This window comes from Enterobacter sp. ENT03 (assembly GCF_019218745.1).
GTDB lineage: Bacteria > Pseudomonadota > Gammaproteobacteria > Enterobacterales > Enterobacteriaceae > Enterobacter_D.
In genome coordinates this window covers 108962-125320 of the sequence record NZ_JAHUXA010000007.1, presented here as the reverse complement: position 1 = coordinate 125320, position 16359 = coordinate 108962, and the positions used below count along the sequence as shown (strand labels likewise).

Genomic DNA, 16359 nt, shown 5'->3' with positions numbered 1-16359 from the left:
TCACAATTACAGTTACCATGCCTGTTTCTTCGTCGCGGGTAAAGGGCGGGATCCGTCAGAAGCGGCGTCGATCACAAAAGGATCAGCGCGTTTCCAGGCGGGCGGCCAGTACGGCCAGTTCACTCAGCCGCTGTGCCAGCGTTTTTCCGTCGATGATCTCCCCGCCAGGTGCGGCGGTAGAGCCGCGCACCACCAGCGTTACCGGGCAGCGGGTCTGGCTCAGGCTGGCGCGGTCGGTGGCCGCTTCACTCAGCAGCCAGTCAACGCTGCGCTCGCCCGCCTCTTTAAAGGCCTGCCGCACGGTGGTTAGCGGCGGCGAAAACCAGGCGCTGTCGGCGGTATCGTCATAACCTACCAGCGATAACTGCTCCGGCACGCGAATGCCCTTCTCTGCACAGGCGCGGATCGCCCCCAGCGCCATCTGATCGTTTGCCACGAGGATCGCTTCGGTGTGCGGCGCGCGGGCAAGTAACTGGTGCGTTTTCTCATAGCCGGACGCCGCGCTCCAGTCGCCGTGGGCATGGGCAACCGGGGCCAGTCCGGCTTCATTGAGCGCCGCAAGCCAGCCTGCGAAACGCGCGCGGGCCGACACCGAGCTTTCCGGGCCGCCCAGCAGCGCAATATGCTGATGCCCAAGCGACAGCAGATGCACCGCGCCCAGACGTGCCCCCTGGGCGGCATCGAACACCAGGCTGTTGACCGCCGCCGTCGGGCTGACGTCAAGAAACAGCACCGGTACGGGCTGCGCCTGCGCCGCCAGCGTCTGCGCATCCTCGTCGTCCAGCGGAATATTCACCAGCAGACCGTCGACACGTTGCGACAGTAACTCCTGCAATGCCGCCTGGCAGGCCGTCAGATCGTGACGTTCAACCATTGAAATCAGTGTGCCACACCCCGCCTGCCCGGCACGGGTTTTCACCGCCGAGGCGATTTGCGAGGGGGCATGGAGCGCCAGATCGGTGGTGATAAGCCCCAGCGTGCGGGTGCGTTTACCCGCCAGCTGCTGTGCGCCGCGGTTGGGAATGTAGTGCAGCTCTGCCATGGCCTGCTGCACTTTTTCACGGGTACGGGCAGAAACGTGTTCCGCCTGATTGATCACGCGGGAGACGGTCTGGTAGGAGACGCCCGCGAGGCGGGCCACATCGTACAGGGTTATCGGTTTCATCGCTCACATCGCAGCAGTCAGAATGGCGTCAGTGTAACGCAATGCGCGGCGCGTTGCTGTGAGCGCTTCGCCGGATCAGACAACCGGCGTCTCCGGCAGCGGAGCCGCTACCGGTTGCGGGCGTGGACGAAACCACGGCAGACAGAGTTGGATCAGCGGGCCGATGGTCAGCGCATACAGCACAGTACCGACGCCAAAGGTGCCGCCCATCGCCCAGCCCAGCAGCAGAACGCTGATTTCAATCGCCGTGCGCACGCTGCGTACTGACCAGCCGGTACGGGCGTTGATGCCGGTCATCAGGCCGTCGCGCGGCCCGGAGCCGAAGCCTGCGCCAATATACATGCCGGTCGCCAGCGCGTTAACGACGATGGCCGCCACCAGCAAAACACTGCGTGCCAGCAGCGATTCCAGCGGCGGCATCAGCGTCAGCGCGGCATCGGCAGCCAGGCCAATAACAATCACGTTGCTGATGGTGCCCAGTCCCGGACGCTGGCGCAGCGGGATCCACAGCAGCAGCACCAGCGCGCCAGTGGCAATCATCACCACCCCAATATCCAGCGACAGCAGTTTGCCGATGCCGAGATGGAAAACGTTCCACGGATCGGCCCCCAGATTGGCGCGCACAAACATCGCGGTAGACACGCCATAACACATCAGGCCGATATACAACTGGATCAAACGCCGGACCATCGCACACCTCGGTAACTTCGAATCAGGATGACATCTTCGCCATACCTGGCATTATAATTAATGACCAGTTTTGAAAAAGTGGACCGCTATGTCTCCTCGTCGCTCCGGAAGTCAGTCCCTGGTACGCCTGCTCGGCCAGTGGCAACAACCCTCGTCCCGCACGCCTTTATGGCGGCAGCTGGCGCAGGCTTTACGTTTGCTGATCCTCGATGGCCGGCTGGCACTGGATACACGTCTGCCCGGCGAGCGCGAGTTAGCCAGCGCGCTGGGCATCAGCCGCACGACCACCGCCAGCGCCCTGGCGCAACTGCGTGAAGAGGGTTATCTGCTGAGCCGTCACGGCAGCGGCTCGGTGGTGATCCTGCCGGAGAGCAAACGCGTGGTGCCGACCCGCATGGCGCAGCCGACCGCGCTTGATCTCTCTGCCGCCTCGCTGCCCGCCGGACCGGAGATCCACCAGGCCTATCAGCACGCGCTGACGGCGATGCCGCCGCTGTTGTCCGGCACCGGCTACGATCAGCAGGGTTTGCCGGCGCTGCGGGAGGCGATTGCCGGACGTTACACCGCGCGGGGGCTGGAGACACGTCCTGACGAGGTGATGATCGTCAACGGTGCCGTCAGCGGGCTGGCGCTGATCCTGCGGTTGCTGACCGGGCCTGGCGATCGCGTGGTGGTGGATCATCCCACCTATCCGCTGGCAATCGCCGCTATCGAGGGCGCATCCTGCCGTCCGGTGGGCGTGGCCTTACCTTCACATGGCTGGGATGTGGACGGCCTGGCGGCAACCATCGCCCAGACCTCGCCGCGCATCGCTTATCTGATGCCGGATTTCCACAATCCGACCGGGCGTTGTATGGATGCGCCGACGCGGGAAAGCGTCGCCCGTCTGGCGGCACGCACGCGCACTACGCTGGTGGTGGATGAAACCATGGTCGATCTGTGGATGGACGCCCCGCCACCACCACCGCTGGCCGCCTTTGATAGCGCTGCACCGATCATTACTCTGGGGTCTGCCAGCAAAAGTTTCTGGGGTGGGCTGCGGGTAGGCTGGATCCGCGCGCCAGCACGCACCATTGCCGCGCTGGTACAGATGCGCGAAACCCTCGATTTGGGCTCGCCGGTGCTCGAACAGCTGGCGACCCGCTGGTTGATTGAAAATGGCGACGATTTTTTACCCGCGCGGCGGCAACAGCTGATGGCGCACCGCGACGACTGCGCGGCGCTGATGCAGGAATTTTTCCCACGCTGGCAGTGGGCAATGCCGCAGGGCGGCTTATCATTCTGGGTGGAATTGCCGGACGCGCTGGCGACGCTGTTCGCCAGCCATGCGGAAAGCACGGACATCAGTCTCGGGACCGGAACACGTTTTGGTTTACAGGGGGCGTTTGACCGTTTTTTGCGGATGCCGTTTTCTCAGCCGGATGAGGTCTTGCGCAAGGCATTTACCACGTTGCAACCGATGTGGTCGTCACTGGTCGCTCAACCCGTGTTATCACGTCAACGGAAAGTCATCTGAGAAAATACCGACGAGCCGCGCGGCTCGTCGTAATCATCATCCGTAATGAACAGGAGATGGTTGTCTGACGTTATATTTTAAGGACAGTCTTTCACAGGCGGATGTAATTCAGATGACGTCAGCATGACTACTGTCGCGGAATAGGGAATCCCTTAATCGAAATAATAAAATGCTCGCCCTCTTTCTTAATTTTAGCGCCTGCATCGCACCAGTCGGATGCAATGCGAAAAAACTCGTCCGTGCCGATATTCCAGTTCAGGCGTACGGTTTTCACATGGCCGGATCGCAGTAACTGACAGGCCTCGCCGTAGCTGGCCGCGGTCTTCTGGAGATGTTCTTTCATTTTTTCTTCTTCAGAATTTTTCTCAGGGCTTTGATTTCTTTGGACGTTAAGGGTGAAGCGTTGTCTTCTTCGGTATGCTGGCTGTCAATGTCTTCTTCAGAAATAGCCGACTCTTCAGCGGAGCCCAGCGCCAGCAATAATAGTTTTTCCGTGGCGGTACTCAGGTTTTCATTATTCTCTTCGGCATACTGACGGAGTTTCTCTTTCACTGCCTCGTCAATTTTCACATTCAAAACTGCGCTAACCATGCTTATCCCTTACCGATTGAAATATCCACGATTAAATTGCCATGCGTTTATGACACGTTAATGACAATAACATTTCATTTACATGACAGCGAAAAATAGGCTGACGGCGGTCACATAACGCAGCGGTAAATTCAGGCGCAGGAAAGAAAGAAGACGTAATGGCGGGTAAAACAGGGCGTTATTGCGGAGCAGAAATGGGTGGGGGCCCTGCCAGCTACATCCCGGCACACACGTCATCTGCTCTGGCTGCTTCCTTCCGGATCTGACCTGGTAAACAGAGTAGCGTTGCGGGAGAACCAACAGGGCCCCCATTGAGAGCGTTGTTAACCAACGCGCAGGCGCATTATCCCTGTACACCCCGTCAATTGCAAGCGCGTGCCGGTCGTATGCTGGTTTATTGCGCACCCGCCTCTTCACAGCCTGCGGCGAGCTGTTTATCCTGAAGAATCAATACTCAGGAGATGCTATGGATCCGCAGGACTCTTTTCCGCAGCGCGTATGGCAGATTGTCGCCTCGATCCCGGAAGGCTATGTCACCACTTATGGCGAGGTCGCGCGCCTTGCCGGATCGCCCCGCGCCGCGCGTCAGGTGGGCGGCGTGCTCAAGCGTCTGCCGGAAGGCTCTACCCTGCCCTGGCATCGTGTGGTAAATCGTCACGGCGTGATTTCACTCAGTGGACCGGATCTGCAACGGCAACGACAGGCGTTACTGGCGGAAGGGGTTCAGGTATCAGGAGACGGGCGGATTGATTTACAGCGCTATCGGTGGGTGTACTACTGAAAGCCGCTGGCCCGGCAGCGAGCGCCGCCGGGCCGTAACGCGATTACATCTGGGTCGGAGCCGGCGTTGAAGCCGATGGCACCACCTGCGTCGGTGACGTAGACGGTACGGTTGTGGTTGAACCACCGCTCTGTTGCAGCGGGATCGCCGTCTGCTGTACCGGCACCAGGTTCAGGTCCATTTTGGTTCCGCCCTGATTAACCGCTGGTTTCACCGTATCGGTGATAAACACCAGTTTGTCGTTCACCGTGATTGCCGCACTCAGCAGGATACGGGCATTTGGCTGAATGTCGGCCGGATTAAACGGCAGCACGAAGCTATACGGTGCCTGTTTACCCTCGGTACGCACCGCTTTCTGTGCGATCACTTTTGACGGCGCATCGGCCTGTGACGCATCCGCCAGGGTGACAGTCAGGACCGCATCCGGTGGCAGCGCCACTTTCTGACGGATCCAGACAGAACCAGAGACATTAGGTTGCGCAATAGTTGATTTGGTAGACGCAATAGAAGTACTGGGATTTGGTGCGGGTGTCTGAATATCTGCGCTCTTATCTGCGCAGGCAGCCAGCGAAACAGCGACCGCAACACCACTTAACATGTGCACGAGTTTCATTGAGTTCTCCTTATCTTCAATGCACCAGAAGGATATGTTCCTGCCAGAATCAGTGGTTAATACTGAGATAACGGGAATAAGTGTGGCACATGTCACTCATTTCTGCCTGGAAATGGCCGGTTATTCAGATTATTGCACCCATCGGACCACTGACGATCCTGCGTTATACTTATGCCGAACCCTCCGGTCTGGCGGATTTTATTTTTATTGAGGACATATATGAGTCAAGCGCTGAACAATCTGCTGACATTATTAAATCTGGAAAAAATCGAAGAGGGCCTGTTTCGCGGACAAAGCGAAGATTTAGGGCTTCGTCAGGTATTTGGCGGGCAGGTTGTGGGGCAGGCGCTGTACGCCGCCAAAGAAACCGTGCCGCTGGATCGCCTGGTGCACTCCTTTCACAGCTATTTCCTGCGCCCTGGTGACAGTGAAAAACCCCTTGTTTACGACGTGGAAGTGCTGCGCGATGGCAATAGCTTTAGCGCACGTCGCGTGGCAGCCATTCAAAACGGCAAACCCATTTTCTATATGACCGCCTCTTTCCAGGCCCCCGAGCCGGGTTACGAGCATCAGAAAACCATGCCTGACGCGCCCTCTCCGGATACGCTGAAATCGGAAACCGACATTGCCCGCGCGCTCGCCCATCTGCTGCCACCGCAGGTAAAAGAGAAGTTCCTCAGCGATAAACCGCTGGAGATACGCCCGGTAGAATTCCACAACCCGCTGAAAGGCCATGTCGCTGAACCGGCCCGCCAGGTGTGGATCCGCGCGAACGGTAGCGTGCCGGACGATCCGCGCGTACATCAATCGCTGCTGGGCTATGCGTCGGATTTTAATTTCCTGCCAGTCGCGTTGCAGCCGCACGGTGTCGGTTTCCTGGAGCGCGGGATGCAGGTCGCCACTATCGACCATTCCATGTGGTTCCACCGTCCGTTCAACATTAACGAGTGGTTGCTGTACAGCGTGGAGAGTACCTCGGCGTCCAGCGCGCGCGGCTTTGTGCGCGGCGAGTTTTATACTCAGGATGGCGTGCTGGTGGCGTCTACGGTGCAGGAAGGCGTGATGCGTAACCGTAACTGATTGAGGTTGTGCCGGGTGGCGGCTTCGCCTTACCCGGCCTACAAAATGAACCAGGCCCGGCAAGCTTGCGCCGCCGGGCCTGGTGTAAACATCACTGATTATGCGTTGTAAGCATTCTCGCCATGGCTGTTCACGTCCAGGCCTTCACGCTCCTGCTCTTCCGGTACACGCAGGCCAACCGTCATGTCCGCCACTTTGTAGCCGATGAAGGCCACTACACCTGACCACACTACGGTGATGGCGATGCTTTCCAGCTGTACCAGCACCTGATGCCCCATGGTCACGCCCTCTGCGAAGCCCACGCCGCCCAGTGAAGAGGAAGCAAAGATACCGGTCAGGACGCAGCCGACAATACCGCAGACGCCATGCACCCCGAACACATCGCACGGGTCATCGACACGTAACCAGCGTTTCAGCATGGTCACACCCCACAGACCCGCCAGACCCGCCGCCAGACCGACAATCATCGCGCCGCCGACACCGATGTAACCGCACGCTGGAGTCACACCAACCAGACCGGCAATCGCACCAGAGCATGCGCCCAGCAGGGACGGTTTACCGCGCAGCGCCCACTCACCGAACACCCAGGCCAGAATCGCTGCTGCTGTCGCTACCACGGTATTAACAAAAGCCAGCGCGGCAATCTCGCTCGCTGCACCTGCCGAACCGGCGTTGAACCCAAACCAGCCGACATAGAGGATCGCGGTACCGATAAATACCATCGGCAGGTTGTGCGGTTTGAACGCTTCTTTACCGAAGCCGACACGTTTACCCACCAGGTATGCGCCCACCAGCCCGGCAACCGCGGCGTTAATATGCACCACCGTACCACCGGCGAAGTCCAGCGCACCGTGGGAAGCCAGCAGACCGCCGCCCCAGACCATATGCGCAATCGGCACATAGGAGAGCGTCATCCATACCACCACGAAGATCAGCACCGCAGAGAAACGGATACGTTCCGCCAGCGCGCCGACAATCAGCCCGACGGTAATACAGGCGAACGACCCCTGGAACGCGACGTGAATGTACTGATAGAAGCTGCCCATCACCGCCGTCAGCTCGATGTTTTTCAGCATCACCCAGTTGAAGTTACCGAAGAAATTATTGCCTTCGCCGAACGCCAGCGAGTAGCCATACACCACCCACAAAATACAGACCAGCGCGAAGGTGACAGTGACCTGCGTCAGCATCGACAGTACGTTCTTACCGCGGATCAGGCCGCCGTAAAACAGGGCGATCCCCGGAATGGTCATAAACAGCACCAGCGCGGTACAGATCATCATAAAGGCGTTATCCGCTTTGTCAGCGACAGCCGGGGCGGCCAGCGCCAGTCCCGGAAGCAGAGCCAGCGCGGCGAGTACGATTTTTAAGGTTGTTTTGCTCATTTTTCCCATCCCTATCACTGTGTGCAGGAGTTACAGCGCCGCTTCGTCGGCTTCGCCGGTACGAATGCGAATGACGCGTTGCAGCTCGGCAACGAAAATTTTGCCGTCGCCAATTTTTCCGGTGTAGGCCGCTTTGCTGATCACGTCGATCACTTCATCGAGCTGATCGTCAGCAATCGCCACGTCAATCTTCACTTTTGGCAGGAAGTTAACGCTGTACTCGGCACCACGGTACAACTCAGCGTGACCTTTCTGACGTCCGAAGCCTTTCACTTCGGTAACGGTCAGCCCCTGAATACCAATTGAAGAGAGCGCTTCACGCACGTCTTCGAGTTTGAATGGCTTAATAACCACGGTAACCAGCTTCATAAAGTTCCTCCAGGCGGAATTCGGTAATGGCGGCAGCTAACTTGTGTAAGGTATTGCAAACGCTGTGCCAGAAATAAAAAGCGGGAGAGGATCAGGTGGTTAAGCCGTGTGGCGAGGGGAAAAGGCCAGAGTGAAAAGTGTGACGGGGATTCAGATTGTTCCTGGAAAAGAAAAACGCACCATGCCAGTGCAGGGTGCGTTGCATTTTTGCACCAACAGCGATGGCTGTCAGTAGCCTGCCTGATAATGGTGCATCAGGCGATAAGCGATTCTTCTTTCGTGGCGGCGGCCAGCTCCTCACCCGCGAGCTGCAACTGGTACATCTGCCAGTAACGGCCCTGGGCGTTTAACAGTTCCTGATGCGTGCCGCGCTCTACGGCCTGTCCGCGATGCAGCACCAGAATGGTATCCGCCTCGACTATCGTCGACAGCCGGTGCGCAATCACCACCAGCGTGGTCTGTTCGCGGATCGCCGCCAGCGCCTGCTGGATAGCCTGCTCGGTGCCGGAGTCGATATTCGCCGTCGCTTCGTCGAGGATCAGGATCTGCGGGCTGGCGACCAGTACGCGCGCCAGCGCCAGCAGCTGTTTTTGCCCGACGGAGAGATTGTTCCCCTGCTCGCCCAGCCGGGTGTGGATCCCCTCGCTCATGCTGCGCGCCAGATCTGCCAGTTGCACCGTTTCCAGCGCCTGCCAGACTTTCTCTTCACTGATGTCGCGCCCAAGGGTGATGTTTTCAAAAAACGATTCTGCCATCACCACCGGATCCTGCTGCACCATCGCCACGCTATTGCGCAGCGCGTCATGGCTGAGGGTGGAGAGCGGTCGCCCGTCAAGGCGGATCTCGCCCTGGGTCAACGGGTAATAGCCCATCATCAGGCTGGCGAGCGTACTTTTGCCGCTGCCGGTATGCCCGACCAGCGCCACAAAACTGCGCGACGGGATCGCCAGGTTAATATCCTGCAACACCAACTGGTCATCGCGATAGGCAAACGACAGGTTTTCGATTTCAATCGCGCCGCTTGTCAGGGGGCGTTCGTCATCGCCGTAGGTCTGCCGTGGGCGGTCCATCAGTTCGAACACGCGCTCCCCCGCCACCACCGCCTGTTGCAGCATGGATTGCTGGGTGGTGAGTTCAATCAGCGGTTCGTTAAGCCGCCCCAGATAGCTGATAAAGGCATACAGCACGCCGACCTGGATCGTGCCGACGGCGGTAAAGCCAAACAGCATTAACAGACCGCAGAGCACCAGCGCCGAAAACAGGCTCAACAGAGGACGCAGCAAAAAGCCGTCGAGGCGCAGCGTCTGCATGCGCGCGGTGTAGTGCGAGCGGCTGGCTTCTCCCATCCGTTCACCAAAGCGCGCCTGCTGACGGAATTGCTGGATCACGCCCATGCCGTTGATCACTTCGTTAAAGCCGTCGTTGATGTCAGCCAGATAAGCGCGCAAACGGCGAACAATAGGCGTGCTGTAGCGCTGATACAGCGCCATCACCACCAGCACCGCCGGGAAAATGGTCACGGCCACCAGCGCCATCCGCCACTCAAGGGTGAACATCGCCACCAGCATCGCGCCGATCAGCGCTGCGCTGCGCAGCACGGTCGCCACCACCGTGACATAGAGATCGCGGATCACTTCGGTGTCGTTAGTGACACGGGAGATAAGCTGCCCGACCGGCTGGGTATCGAAAGCGCTCAGGGGTTGACGCAGCGCCGCATCCATCACATCGGTACGCAGCTGCTGCACCACACCGACCGCCGCCTCGTTAAACAGCAGCGACTGCGCATAGTGCAGCCCCGCCGCCAGCAGTTGCAGGCCGATATAGGCGACCGCCATCCCCGCCAACAGGCCCCACGGCAGGTAACTTTTCGCCACCATGTTATCGATGAAATAGCTGATCAGCGCCGGGCCAGAGACTTCGGCGATCGCCGCCACCCACAGCATAACAACGGCGCGGGTCAGGGGTTTGCGCCAGGGTTTGCCGTACACTAACAGCCGTTTGAGCGTTGGCCACAGTTGCCCAAAACTACGCATTGGCACGATCCTCTTTTTCGTCCGGCGCATCATCCAGCGCCGCTTCCAGTTGCTGATAGCGATACATATCGCGATACCAGCCGGGCTGCTGCGACAGCTGGTCGTGATGACCGCGCTGGGCAACATGTCCGTGCTGCATCACCAGAATTTCACTGGCCTCGGTCAGCGCCGACAGGCGGTGGGCGCTGATGATCACCGTGCGACCTTCTCCCCACTGCCGCAGGTTGTATAAAATCTCGTGCTCGGTGCGTCCGTCCACGGCGGAGAGCGCATCGTCGAGGATAAGGATCTCGGCATTGAGCAGCAGCGCGCGGGCAATAGAAATACGCTGTTTCTGCCCACCGGAGAGCATGACGCCGCGCTCGCCCACTTCGGTGTCATAGCCCTGCGGCAGACGCAGAATGTCGTCATGAACGCTGGCCAGACGCGCTGCGTGTTCGATCTCCTGCTGCGTGGCGCCAGGCTTGCCGAGGGCGATATTGTTCGCCACCGTGTCGGAGAATAAAAACGGCGTCTGATTGACCACCGCGAGGCGGCTGCGCCAGACGTCCAGCTTCAGGCGCGGCAGCGGGATGCCGTGATAGGAAATCTCGCCCTGATCGACATCGAAATGGCGCTGGATCAGCGACAGCAAGGTACTTTTACCGGCACCGGTCGGCCCGCAAATGCCCAGCATCTGACCCGGATTGAGCGTGAAATTTACGCCGCTCAGGGTGGCACTGTCGGTCAGCGGATAGCGGAACTCACGAATAGCCACCGCCAGCTCGCCGCGTCCGTCCGGCAGGGATTCGCTGCCGTCGTTGACCACCGGCGCTTCCGCCAGCATGTCGCGGATACGGGTATAGGCGGCGCTACCGCGCTCAACGATGTTAAACATCCACGCCAGTGCCAGCATCGGCCAGATCATCAGACCCAGATACATAATAAAGCTGGTGAGTTGCCCGAGGGTTAACGAGCCGTTGACCACCATCCAGCTCCCGCCGCCAATGGCCAGCAGGTTAGCCATGCCGATGGCGATATAAATCGTCGGATCAAAGCGTGCATCCACACGGGCGACCTTCATATTCTTGCGGCCGGTGTCGGCGGCATCTGCCGCGAACAGCGCCGACTGGCGATCTTCCAGGCCAAAAGCTTTGATCATGCGGATGCTGGTCATGCTCTCCTGGGTGCGGTCGTTGAGGGAGGAGAACGCCGCCTGCGCCAGTTTGAAGCGCTCGTGCAGCTGATCGCCGTAGCGCTTGATGACAATCGCCATGATCGGCATCGGCAGCAGTGCCAGCAGAGTAAGCTGCCAGCTGATTTGCGTCGACATCACCACCAGCACCACGCAGCCCATCACCAGCGAGTCCACCAGCGTCAGTACCCCTTCCCCGGCGGCAAACACCACGCGATCGACATCGTTTGTGGCGCGCGCCATTAAATCGCCAGTGCGGTGGCGCAGGTAAAATTCCGGATGCTGACGACTGAGCTGGCGGTAAAAATCTTCCCGCAGTTCAACGGCGAGCTGATAGGACGCGCCGAACAGCAGCACACGCCAGACGTAACGCAGCAGATAGGTGACAATCGCCACCACCACCAGAATACCGATCCACATCAGCACCCGGCTGGTGGTGTAGTGTTGTAGCGTCACGCCATCGACGACGTAACCCACCACTTTCGGCGGGATAAGCTGCAAAATCGCAATAAAGATAAGCAGGGCTACAGCACCGAGATAGCGTCGCCATTCCCGGCGAAAGTACCAGCTTAGTTGAGCAAATAATCGCACGCGGTCACTTCCTGAACGTGATTTTCCGGCGGTGGTGCTTCGGGCCGGGAGAGTTATTCAATGGGTAATGCAGTAGTGAACTTTATCTGTTCCATGGCGAAACTGGAGGTCACATCGGACAACCCCGGTACGCTGTTCACCAGTCGCTTATAGAAGTCATCATAGCGTTTCATATCGGCGACCTGAACCCGTAAAAGATAGTCGTATTCGCCGGCCATGCGCCAGAAACCTAACACTTCGGGCAGCGCATTGACCTCGGAGACAAAGCGGCTATACCAGTCGCTGCTGTGATGCTGGGTTTTGATCAGCACAAAAGCCGTCAGCCCAAGGCCCAGCTTTTCAGCATCCAGCAGCGCGACACGCGCTTTGATGATGCCGTCGTCTTCCAGGCGTTTCAGCCGTTTCCAGCAAGGTGTGGTCGTCAGATTAACGGCATCCGCGAGCGCCTGCAAAGACAGGGTGCAGTCGTTCTGCAGTAAAGAAAGCAGCTTTCTGTCAATTTTATCTAGCATTACTCACTCCGGGAGAAATTATTTCTCCTTCAAGTCTATTTCAAAGGCTAAAAAGCAACAATTTTTTCCGTGCTTTCCGCTAAGCTGGGCACAAAATGACAAACGGATCCGCGCCATGAAAAATACCTGGGTTAAACATGCCATCAGTGAAATTAATGCCGATTATCAACGCTCGGCGGATACGCATCTTATCCGTCTGGCGCTGCCGGGTTTTCCGGGCATCCAGCTCTATTTAAAAGACGAAAGCACCCATCCGACCGGGAGCCTGAAGCATCGCCTGGCGCGATCCCTGTTTTTATATGGTCTGTGTAACGGCTGGATCAAAGAAGGCACGCCGATTATTGAGTCGTCTTCCGGCTCCACGGCGGTATCGGAAGCCTACTTCGCTCGTCTGCTGGGCCTGCCGTTTATCGCGGTGATGCCGTCGTGTACGGCAAAACGCAAAATCGAACAGATTGAATTTTACGGTGGACGCTGTCACTTCGTGGAGAGCGCCTGTGAGATCTACGCCGCCTCCGAAATTCTGGCGCGGGAGTTGCGCGGCCATTATATGGATCAGTTTACCTATGCCGAGCGCGCGACCGACTGGCGTGGCAATAACAATATTGCCGACAGTATTTTCCGCCAGATGCAGAGCGAACCGCACCCGGAACCGACGTGGATCGTGATGAGCGCCGGCACGGGCGGCACGTCAGCGACCATTGGCCGCTATCTGCGCTGTCAGGGCTACGACACACAGTTGATGGTGGTGGATCCGCAAAACTCGGTCTTTCTGGATTACTGGCAAACCCGCGACACCAGCCTGCGCAGCCCGGTGGGCAGTAAAATCGAAGGGATTGGTCGCCCGCGCGTTGAGCCGTCTTTCGTGCCGGATGTCGTGGACGAGATGCTGCGCGTGACGGATGCCGCCAGCGTTGCCACCGCACAATGGCTGGAAACGCAGTTAGGCCGCAAAGTGGGTGCCTCCACCGGGACCAATATGTGGGGGGCGCTGACGCTGGCCGCCAGAATGCGCGATGAGGGTAAAACCGGTTCGATCGTGACCCTGCTGTGCGACAGCGGCGAGCGCTATCTCGATACCTATTACAATGCGAATTGGGTGCAGGCGAACATCGGCGATGTGACGCCGTGGAAAGCGGAAATCGCCCGACTGCTGGCATAAAAAAAGCCGGGTTTACACTGACCCGGCTTGCTGACAAAGCTCGTTATTCGGGGGAATAAGGAAGATGTGGCGTAGTCAGCCAATGTGTTAAAAAGTGCGATACGGCCTGATTCTGACAGTGTCCGATCACCGGTAAATCGGGCAGCGCCGCGCGTAACTGCGGCATGGCGTTACCCATGATCATGCCGCGCCCGACGGCGGCGAGCATTTCGTGGTCATTCATTGCGTCACCAAAGGCCATGCAATCCTGCATAGCGATCCCCAGCCGATCGCTTAAGATCGTCAGCGCCGCGCCTTTGTTACAGCCGACAGGCAAAACTTCCAGACAGTCAAACGCCGAGAAACAGATGTGCGCCCGTTCGCCCAGCGCCTCATGCAACTGAACGCGCAAACGGTCGAGATCCTCATGATCGCCACAAAAACAGATTTTGGTGACGTCGTGCGGGCTGAGTGCTTTGAGATCCACCACCCGGTATTTAAAACCGCTGTCGATATGAAAATCGAGCAGCATCGGCATCGCTTTCCCGGTAAGCCAGCCGCTGTCGTTGAACACATGCAGGCTCGCGCGGGTATCCCATGCATTGTGGATCACCTGTTCAGCGACGTCCGGGCTGAGATCCTGACGGTGCAGCAGTTCGCCTTCCAGCGAGTGAATGCGCGTGCCGTTACCGGTGATCAGATACGCCTCCAGGGTGATCATCCCCAGCAGATGCCTCATCTCCAGCGCATGACGCCCGGTGGCGAAAGCCAGCGTAATATCACGATCGCGCAGGCGGCGCAGGGTATCTACCGTTTGCTCGCCCAAACGATGGTCAGGCATCAATAATGTGCCGTCCATATCAAATGCAGCCAGTCGCGCCATGATCCTCTCGATTTTGTGATGTGAAAACTTGTGAACCAGTATTGCCTGAGATATACGGAAGTAATAGTGAATACTTCAGGATATTTGTTCCGGGTTTATGCGCCAGTTAAATCGACTCAATCAGTACCAGCGTCTGTGGCAGTTTTCCGATGGCGAACCGCAGCATGCCAGCGTAGCCGGACTGGCGGAGCGCTGTTTTTGCAGCGACCGCCATATGCGCACCCTGCTGCGGCAGATGGAAGCCGCCGGCTGGATCAGCTGGCAGGCGCAGTCCGGGCGCGGAAAACGCGGTGTGCTGAATTTTCACGTCACACCGGGTTCGCTGCGCAACACCTTGCTGGAACAGGCCCTGAATGAAGGGCAGCAGCACAGTGCGCTGGCGCTGGCACAGCTACCGCCGGAGGCGCTGCGCAATCTGCTGCATCCGTTTCTGGGCGGCCTGTGGCAAAACGACACACCGACGCTGCGTATTCCTTACTATCGCCCCCTGGAGCCATTGCATCCGGGTTTTCTGCCGGGCCGTGCCGAGCAGCATCTCGCCGGACAGATCTTTTCCGGCTTAACGCGCTTTACTACCGATAACCGTCAGCCGCAGAGCGATCTGGCGCACCACTGGGAGGTGTCTGCTGATGGTCTGCGCTGGCGCTTTCATCTGCGCACTACCCTGCACTGGCATAACGGCGATGCGGTAAACGCCCGGCAATTACAGACGCGTTTGCTGCATCTGCTGACCCTGCCCGATCTGCGCAAGCTGTTTAACAGTGTGGCGGAGATCGCCGTCCCCCATGCGCACTGTTTGCTGTTTACGCTGCATCAGGCGGATCACTGGCTGGCGCACCGTCTGGCAAGCTATGGTAGTCGTCTGGCGCATCCGCAGCATCCGCTGGTCGGCACCGGCCCCTTCCGCCTCGTCTCCTTCAGCCCGGAGCTGGTGCGTCTTGAAAGCCACGAGCATTACCATCTCAGCCACCCGCTGTTAAAAGCGGTGGAATACTGGATCACCCCGCAGCTGTTCGAGCAGGATCTGGGCAGCAGCTGCCGCCACCCGGTGCAGATCACCATCGGCAAGCCGGATGAGTTGATCCATTTACGGCAGGTCAGCAACGGTATCAGCCTCGGATTTTGTTACCTCGCCCAGCGCATCAGCAGCAGGCTGAGCAAGGCGCAGGCGCGGCGGCTGGTGCAGATCGTCCATCAGAGCGGCCTGTTGCAGACGCTGCCGCTGGATGAAAATCTGATCACCCCGAGCCGGGAACTTTTGCCCGGCTGGGCGATGCCGCAGTGGACAGATGAAACGGTGGCGCTGCCGGAGAAACTGACGCTGCTTTATCACCTGCCGGTGGAACTACACACCATGGCAGAGGAGCTAAAACGCTATCTTGCTGGCCTGGGCTGTGAGCTGACGGTGATCTTCCATGATGCGAAAAACTGGGATAACTGTAACGGGCTGGCCACCGCCGATTTAATGATGGGGGATCGGCTGATCGGCGAAGCGCCGGAATATACCCTCGAACAGTGGTTACGTTGCGATCCGCTGTGGCCTAACCTGTTACCCGCTTCCCGCTTTGCCCATCTTCAGGCGACGCTGGATGCGGTACAACGTCAGCCGGATGAACAGGCGCGCTGTGCCGATCTGCAGGACGTATTCAGCGGATTGATGAACGAGGCGGTACTGACGCCGCTGTTTAACTATCAGTATCAGATTAGCGCGCCGCCAGGCGTCCAGGGGATCCGTCTGAATACCCGTGGCTGGTTTGATTTCAGCGAGGCCTGGCTGCCCGCGCCGGATGCGTGAGGGCTGGTCGCGCACGCCGCCAGACGCTACCATAGCGTTT

At 58.7% G+C, this 16359-nt stretch carries 16 protein-coding genes and 1 other RNA gene; 5 read left to right on the top strand and 12 right to left on the bottom strand.

Annotated features, from left to right (window positions below):
• Positions 1-82: 82 nt before the first annotated feature.
• Positions 83-1165: a LacI family DNA-binding transcriptional regulator gene (locus KW828_RS11615; RefSeq protein ID WP_218336497.1), complete on the bottom strand. Its 1083-nt coding sequence runs from the start codon at positions 1163-1165 to the stop codon at positions 83-85.
• Positions 1166-1240: 75 nt separating this feature from the next.
• Positions 1241-1855: a YitT family protein gene (locus KW828_RS11610; protein ID WP_218336496.1), complete on the bottom strand. Its 615-nt coding sequence runs from the start codon at positions 1853-1855 to the stop codon at positions 1241-1243.
• An 88-nt stretch (positions 1856-1943) separates the two neighbouring features.
• Here KW828_RS11610 and KW828_RS11605 point away from each other — a divergent pair, with 88 nt between their 5' ends.
• Entirely contained in the window at positions 1944-3371 is a 1428-nt protein-coding gene (locus tag KW828_RS11605; protein WP_218336495.1) for a PLP-dependent aminotransferase family protein, read from the top strand.
• Between the two features lie 127 nt (positions 3372-3498).
• On the opposite strand, the gene KW828_RS11600 is transcribed toward KW828_RS11605, so the two are convergent.
• From KW828_RS11600 to ffs, 3 genes are all read right to left on the bottom strand, one after another.
• Positions 3499-3714, bottom strand: coding sequence for a hypothetical protein (locus KW828_RS11600; RefSeq protein WP_218336494.1), 216 nt, complete (start codon positions 3712-3714; stop codon positions 3499-3501).
• Entirely contained in the window at positions 3711-3962 is a 252-nt protein-coding gene (locus tag KW828_RS11595; protein ID WP_218336493.1) for a hypothetical protein, read from the bottom strand. Before KW828_RS11595 ends, KW828_RS11600 begins: the two co-directional genes overlap by 4 nt.
• Positions 3963-4167: 205 nt before the next feature.
• An RNA gene (ffs, locus tag KW828_RS11590) (signal recognition particle sRNA small type) lies at positions 4168-4264 on the bottom strand.
• Between the two features lie 164 nt (positions 4265-4428).
• Between ffs and KW828_RS11585 the strand changes: the two genes are divergently transcribed.
• Positions 4429-4743: an MGMT family protein gene (locus KW828_RS11585; RefSeq protein ID WP_218336492.1), complete on the top strand. Its 315-nt coding sequence runs from the start codon at positions 4429-4431 to the stop codon at positions 4741-4743.
• A gap of 43 nt (positions 4744-4786) precedes the next feature.
• On the opposite strand, the gene KW828_RS11580 is transcribed toward KW828_RS11585, so the two are convergent.
• Positions 4787-5356: a YbaY family lipoprotein gene (locus KW828_RS11580; RefSeq protein WP_218336491.1), complete on the bottom strand. Its 570-nt coding sequence runs from the start codon at positions 5354-5356 to the stop codon at positions 4787-4789.
• Between the two features lie 219 nt (positions 5357-5575).
• Here KW828_RS11580 and tesB point away from each other — a divergent pair, with 219 nt between their 5' ends.
• Positions 5576-6436: an acyl-CoA thioesterase II gene (tesB, locus tag KW828_RS11575; RefSeq protein WP_218336490.1), complete on the top strand. Its 861-nt coding sequence runs from the start codon at positions 5576-5578 to the stop codon at positions 6434-6436.
• Between the two features lie 98 nt (positions 6437-6534).
• On the opposite strand, the gene amtB is transcribed toward tesB, so the two are convergent.
• The 5 genes from amtB to KW828_RS11550 form a co-directional block, all read right to left on the bottom strand.
• Positions 6535-7821, bottom strand: a complete 1287-nt coding sequence (gene amtB / locus KW828_RS11570) for an ammonium transporter AmtB (RefSeq protein ID WP_218336489.1) — start codon at positions 7819-7821, stop codon at positions 6535-6537.
• 30 nt (positions 7822-7851) lie between these two features.
• A complete protein-coding gene (gene glnK, locus KW828_RS11565) occupies positions 7852-8190 on the bottom strand; it encodes a P-II family nitrogen regulator (protein WP_002891893.1) in 339 nt (112 codons plus the stop codon).
• A gap of 254 nt (positions 8191-8444) precedes the next feature.
• Entirely contained in the window at positions 8445-10223 is a 1779-nt protein-coding gene (locus tag KW828_RS11560) for a SmdB family multidrug efflux ABC transporter permease/ATP-binding protein (protein WP_218336488.1), read from the bottom strand.
• On the bottom strand, positions 10216-11988 hold the full coding sequence (locus KW828_RS11555; RefSeq protein ID WP_218336487.1) for a SmdA family multidrug ABC transporter permease/ATP-binding protein: 1773 nt from the start codon (positions 11986-11988) through the stop codon (positions 10216-10218). Before KW828_RS11555 ends, KW828_RS11560 begins: the two co-directional genes overlap by 8 nt.
• A 53-nt stretch (positions 11989-12041) precedes the next feature.
• A complete protein-coding gene (locus KW828_RS11550; RefSeq protein WP_218336486.1) occupies positions 12042-12500 on the bottom strand; it encodes an Lrp/AsnC family transcriptional regulator in 459 nt (152 codons plus the stop codon).
• 115 nt (positions 12501-12615) lie between these two features.
• Here KW828_RS11550 and KW828_RS11545 point away from each other — a divergent pair, with 115 nt between their 5' ends.
• Positions 12616-13662 (top strand): PLP-dependent cysteine synthase family protein, encoded by a 1047-nt coding sequence (locus KW828_RS11545; protein WP_218336485.1) that lies wholly within the window; start codon positions 12616-12618, stop codon positions 13660-13662.
• Between the two features lie 43 nt (positions 13663-13705).
• Here the strand turns inward: KW828_RS11545 and cof are convergent, their stop codons facing one another.
• Positions 13706-14524 (bottom strand): HMP-PP phosphatase, encoded by an 819-nt coding sequence (cof, locus tag KW828_RS11540; RefSeq protein WP_218336484.1) that lies wholly within the window; start codon positions 14522-14524, stop codon positions 13706-13708.
• Between the two features lie 97 nt (positions 14525-14621).
• Between cof and KW828_RS11535 the strand changes: the two genes are divergently transcribed.
• Positions 14622-16319: an SgrR family transcriptional regulator gene (locus KW828_RS11535; RefSeq protein ID WP_218336483.1), complete on the top strand. Its 1698-nt coding sequence runs from the start codon at positions 14622-14624 to the stop codon at positions 16317-16319.
• Positions 16320-16359 lie beyond the last annotated feature (40 nt).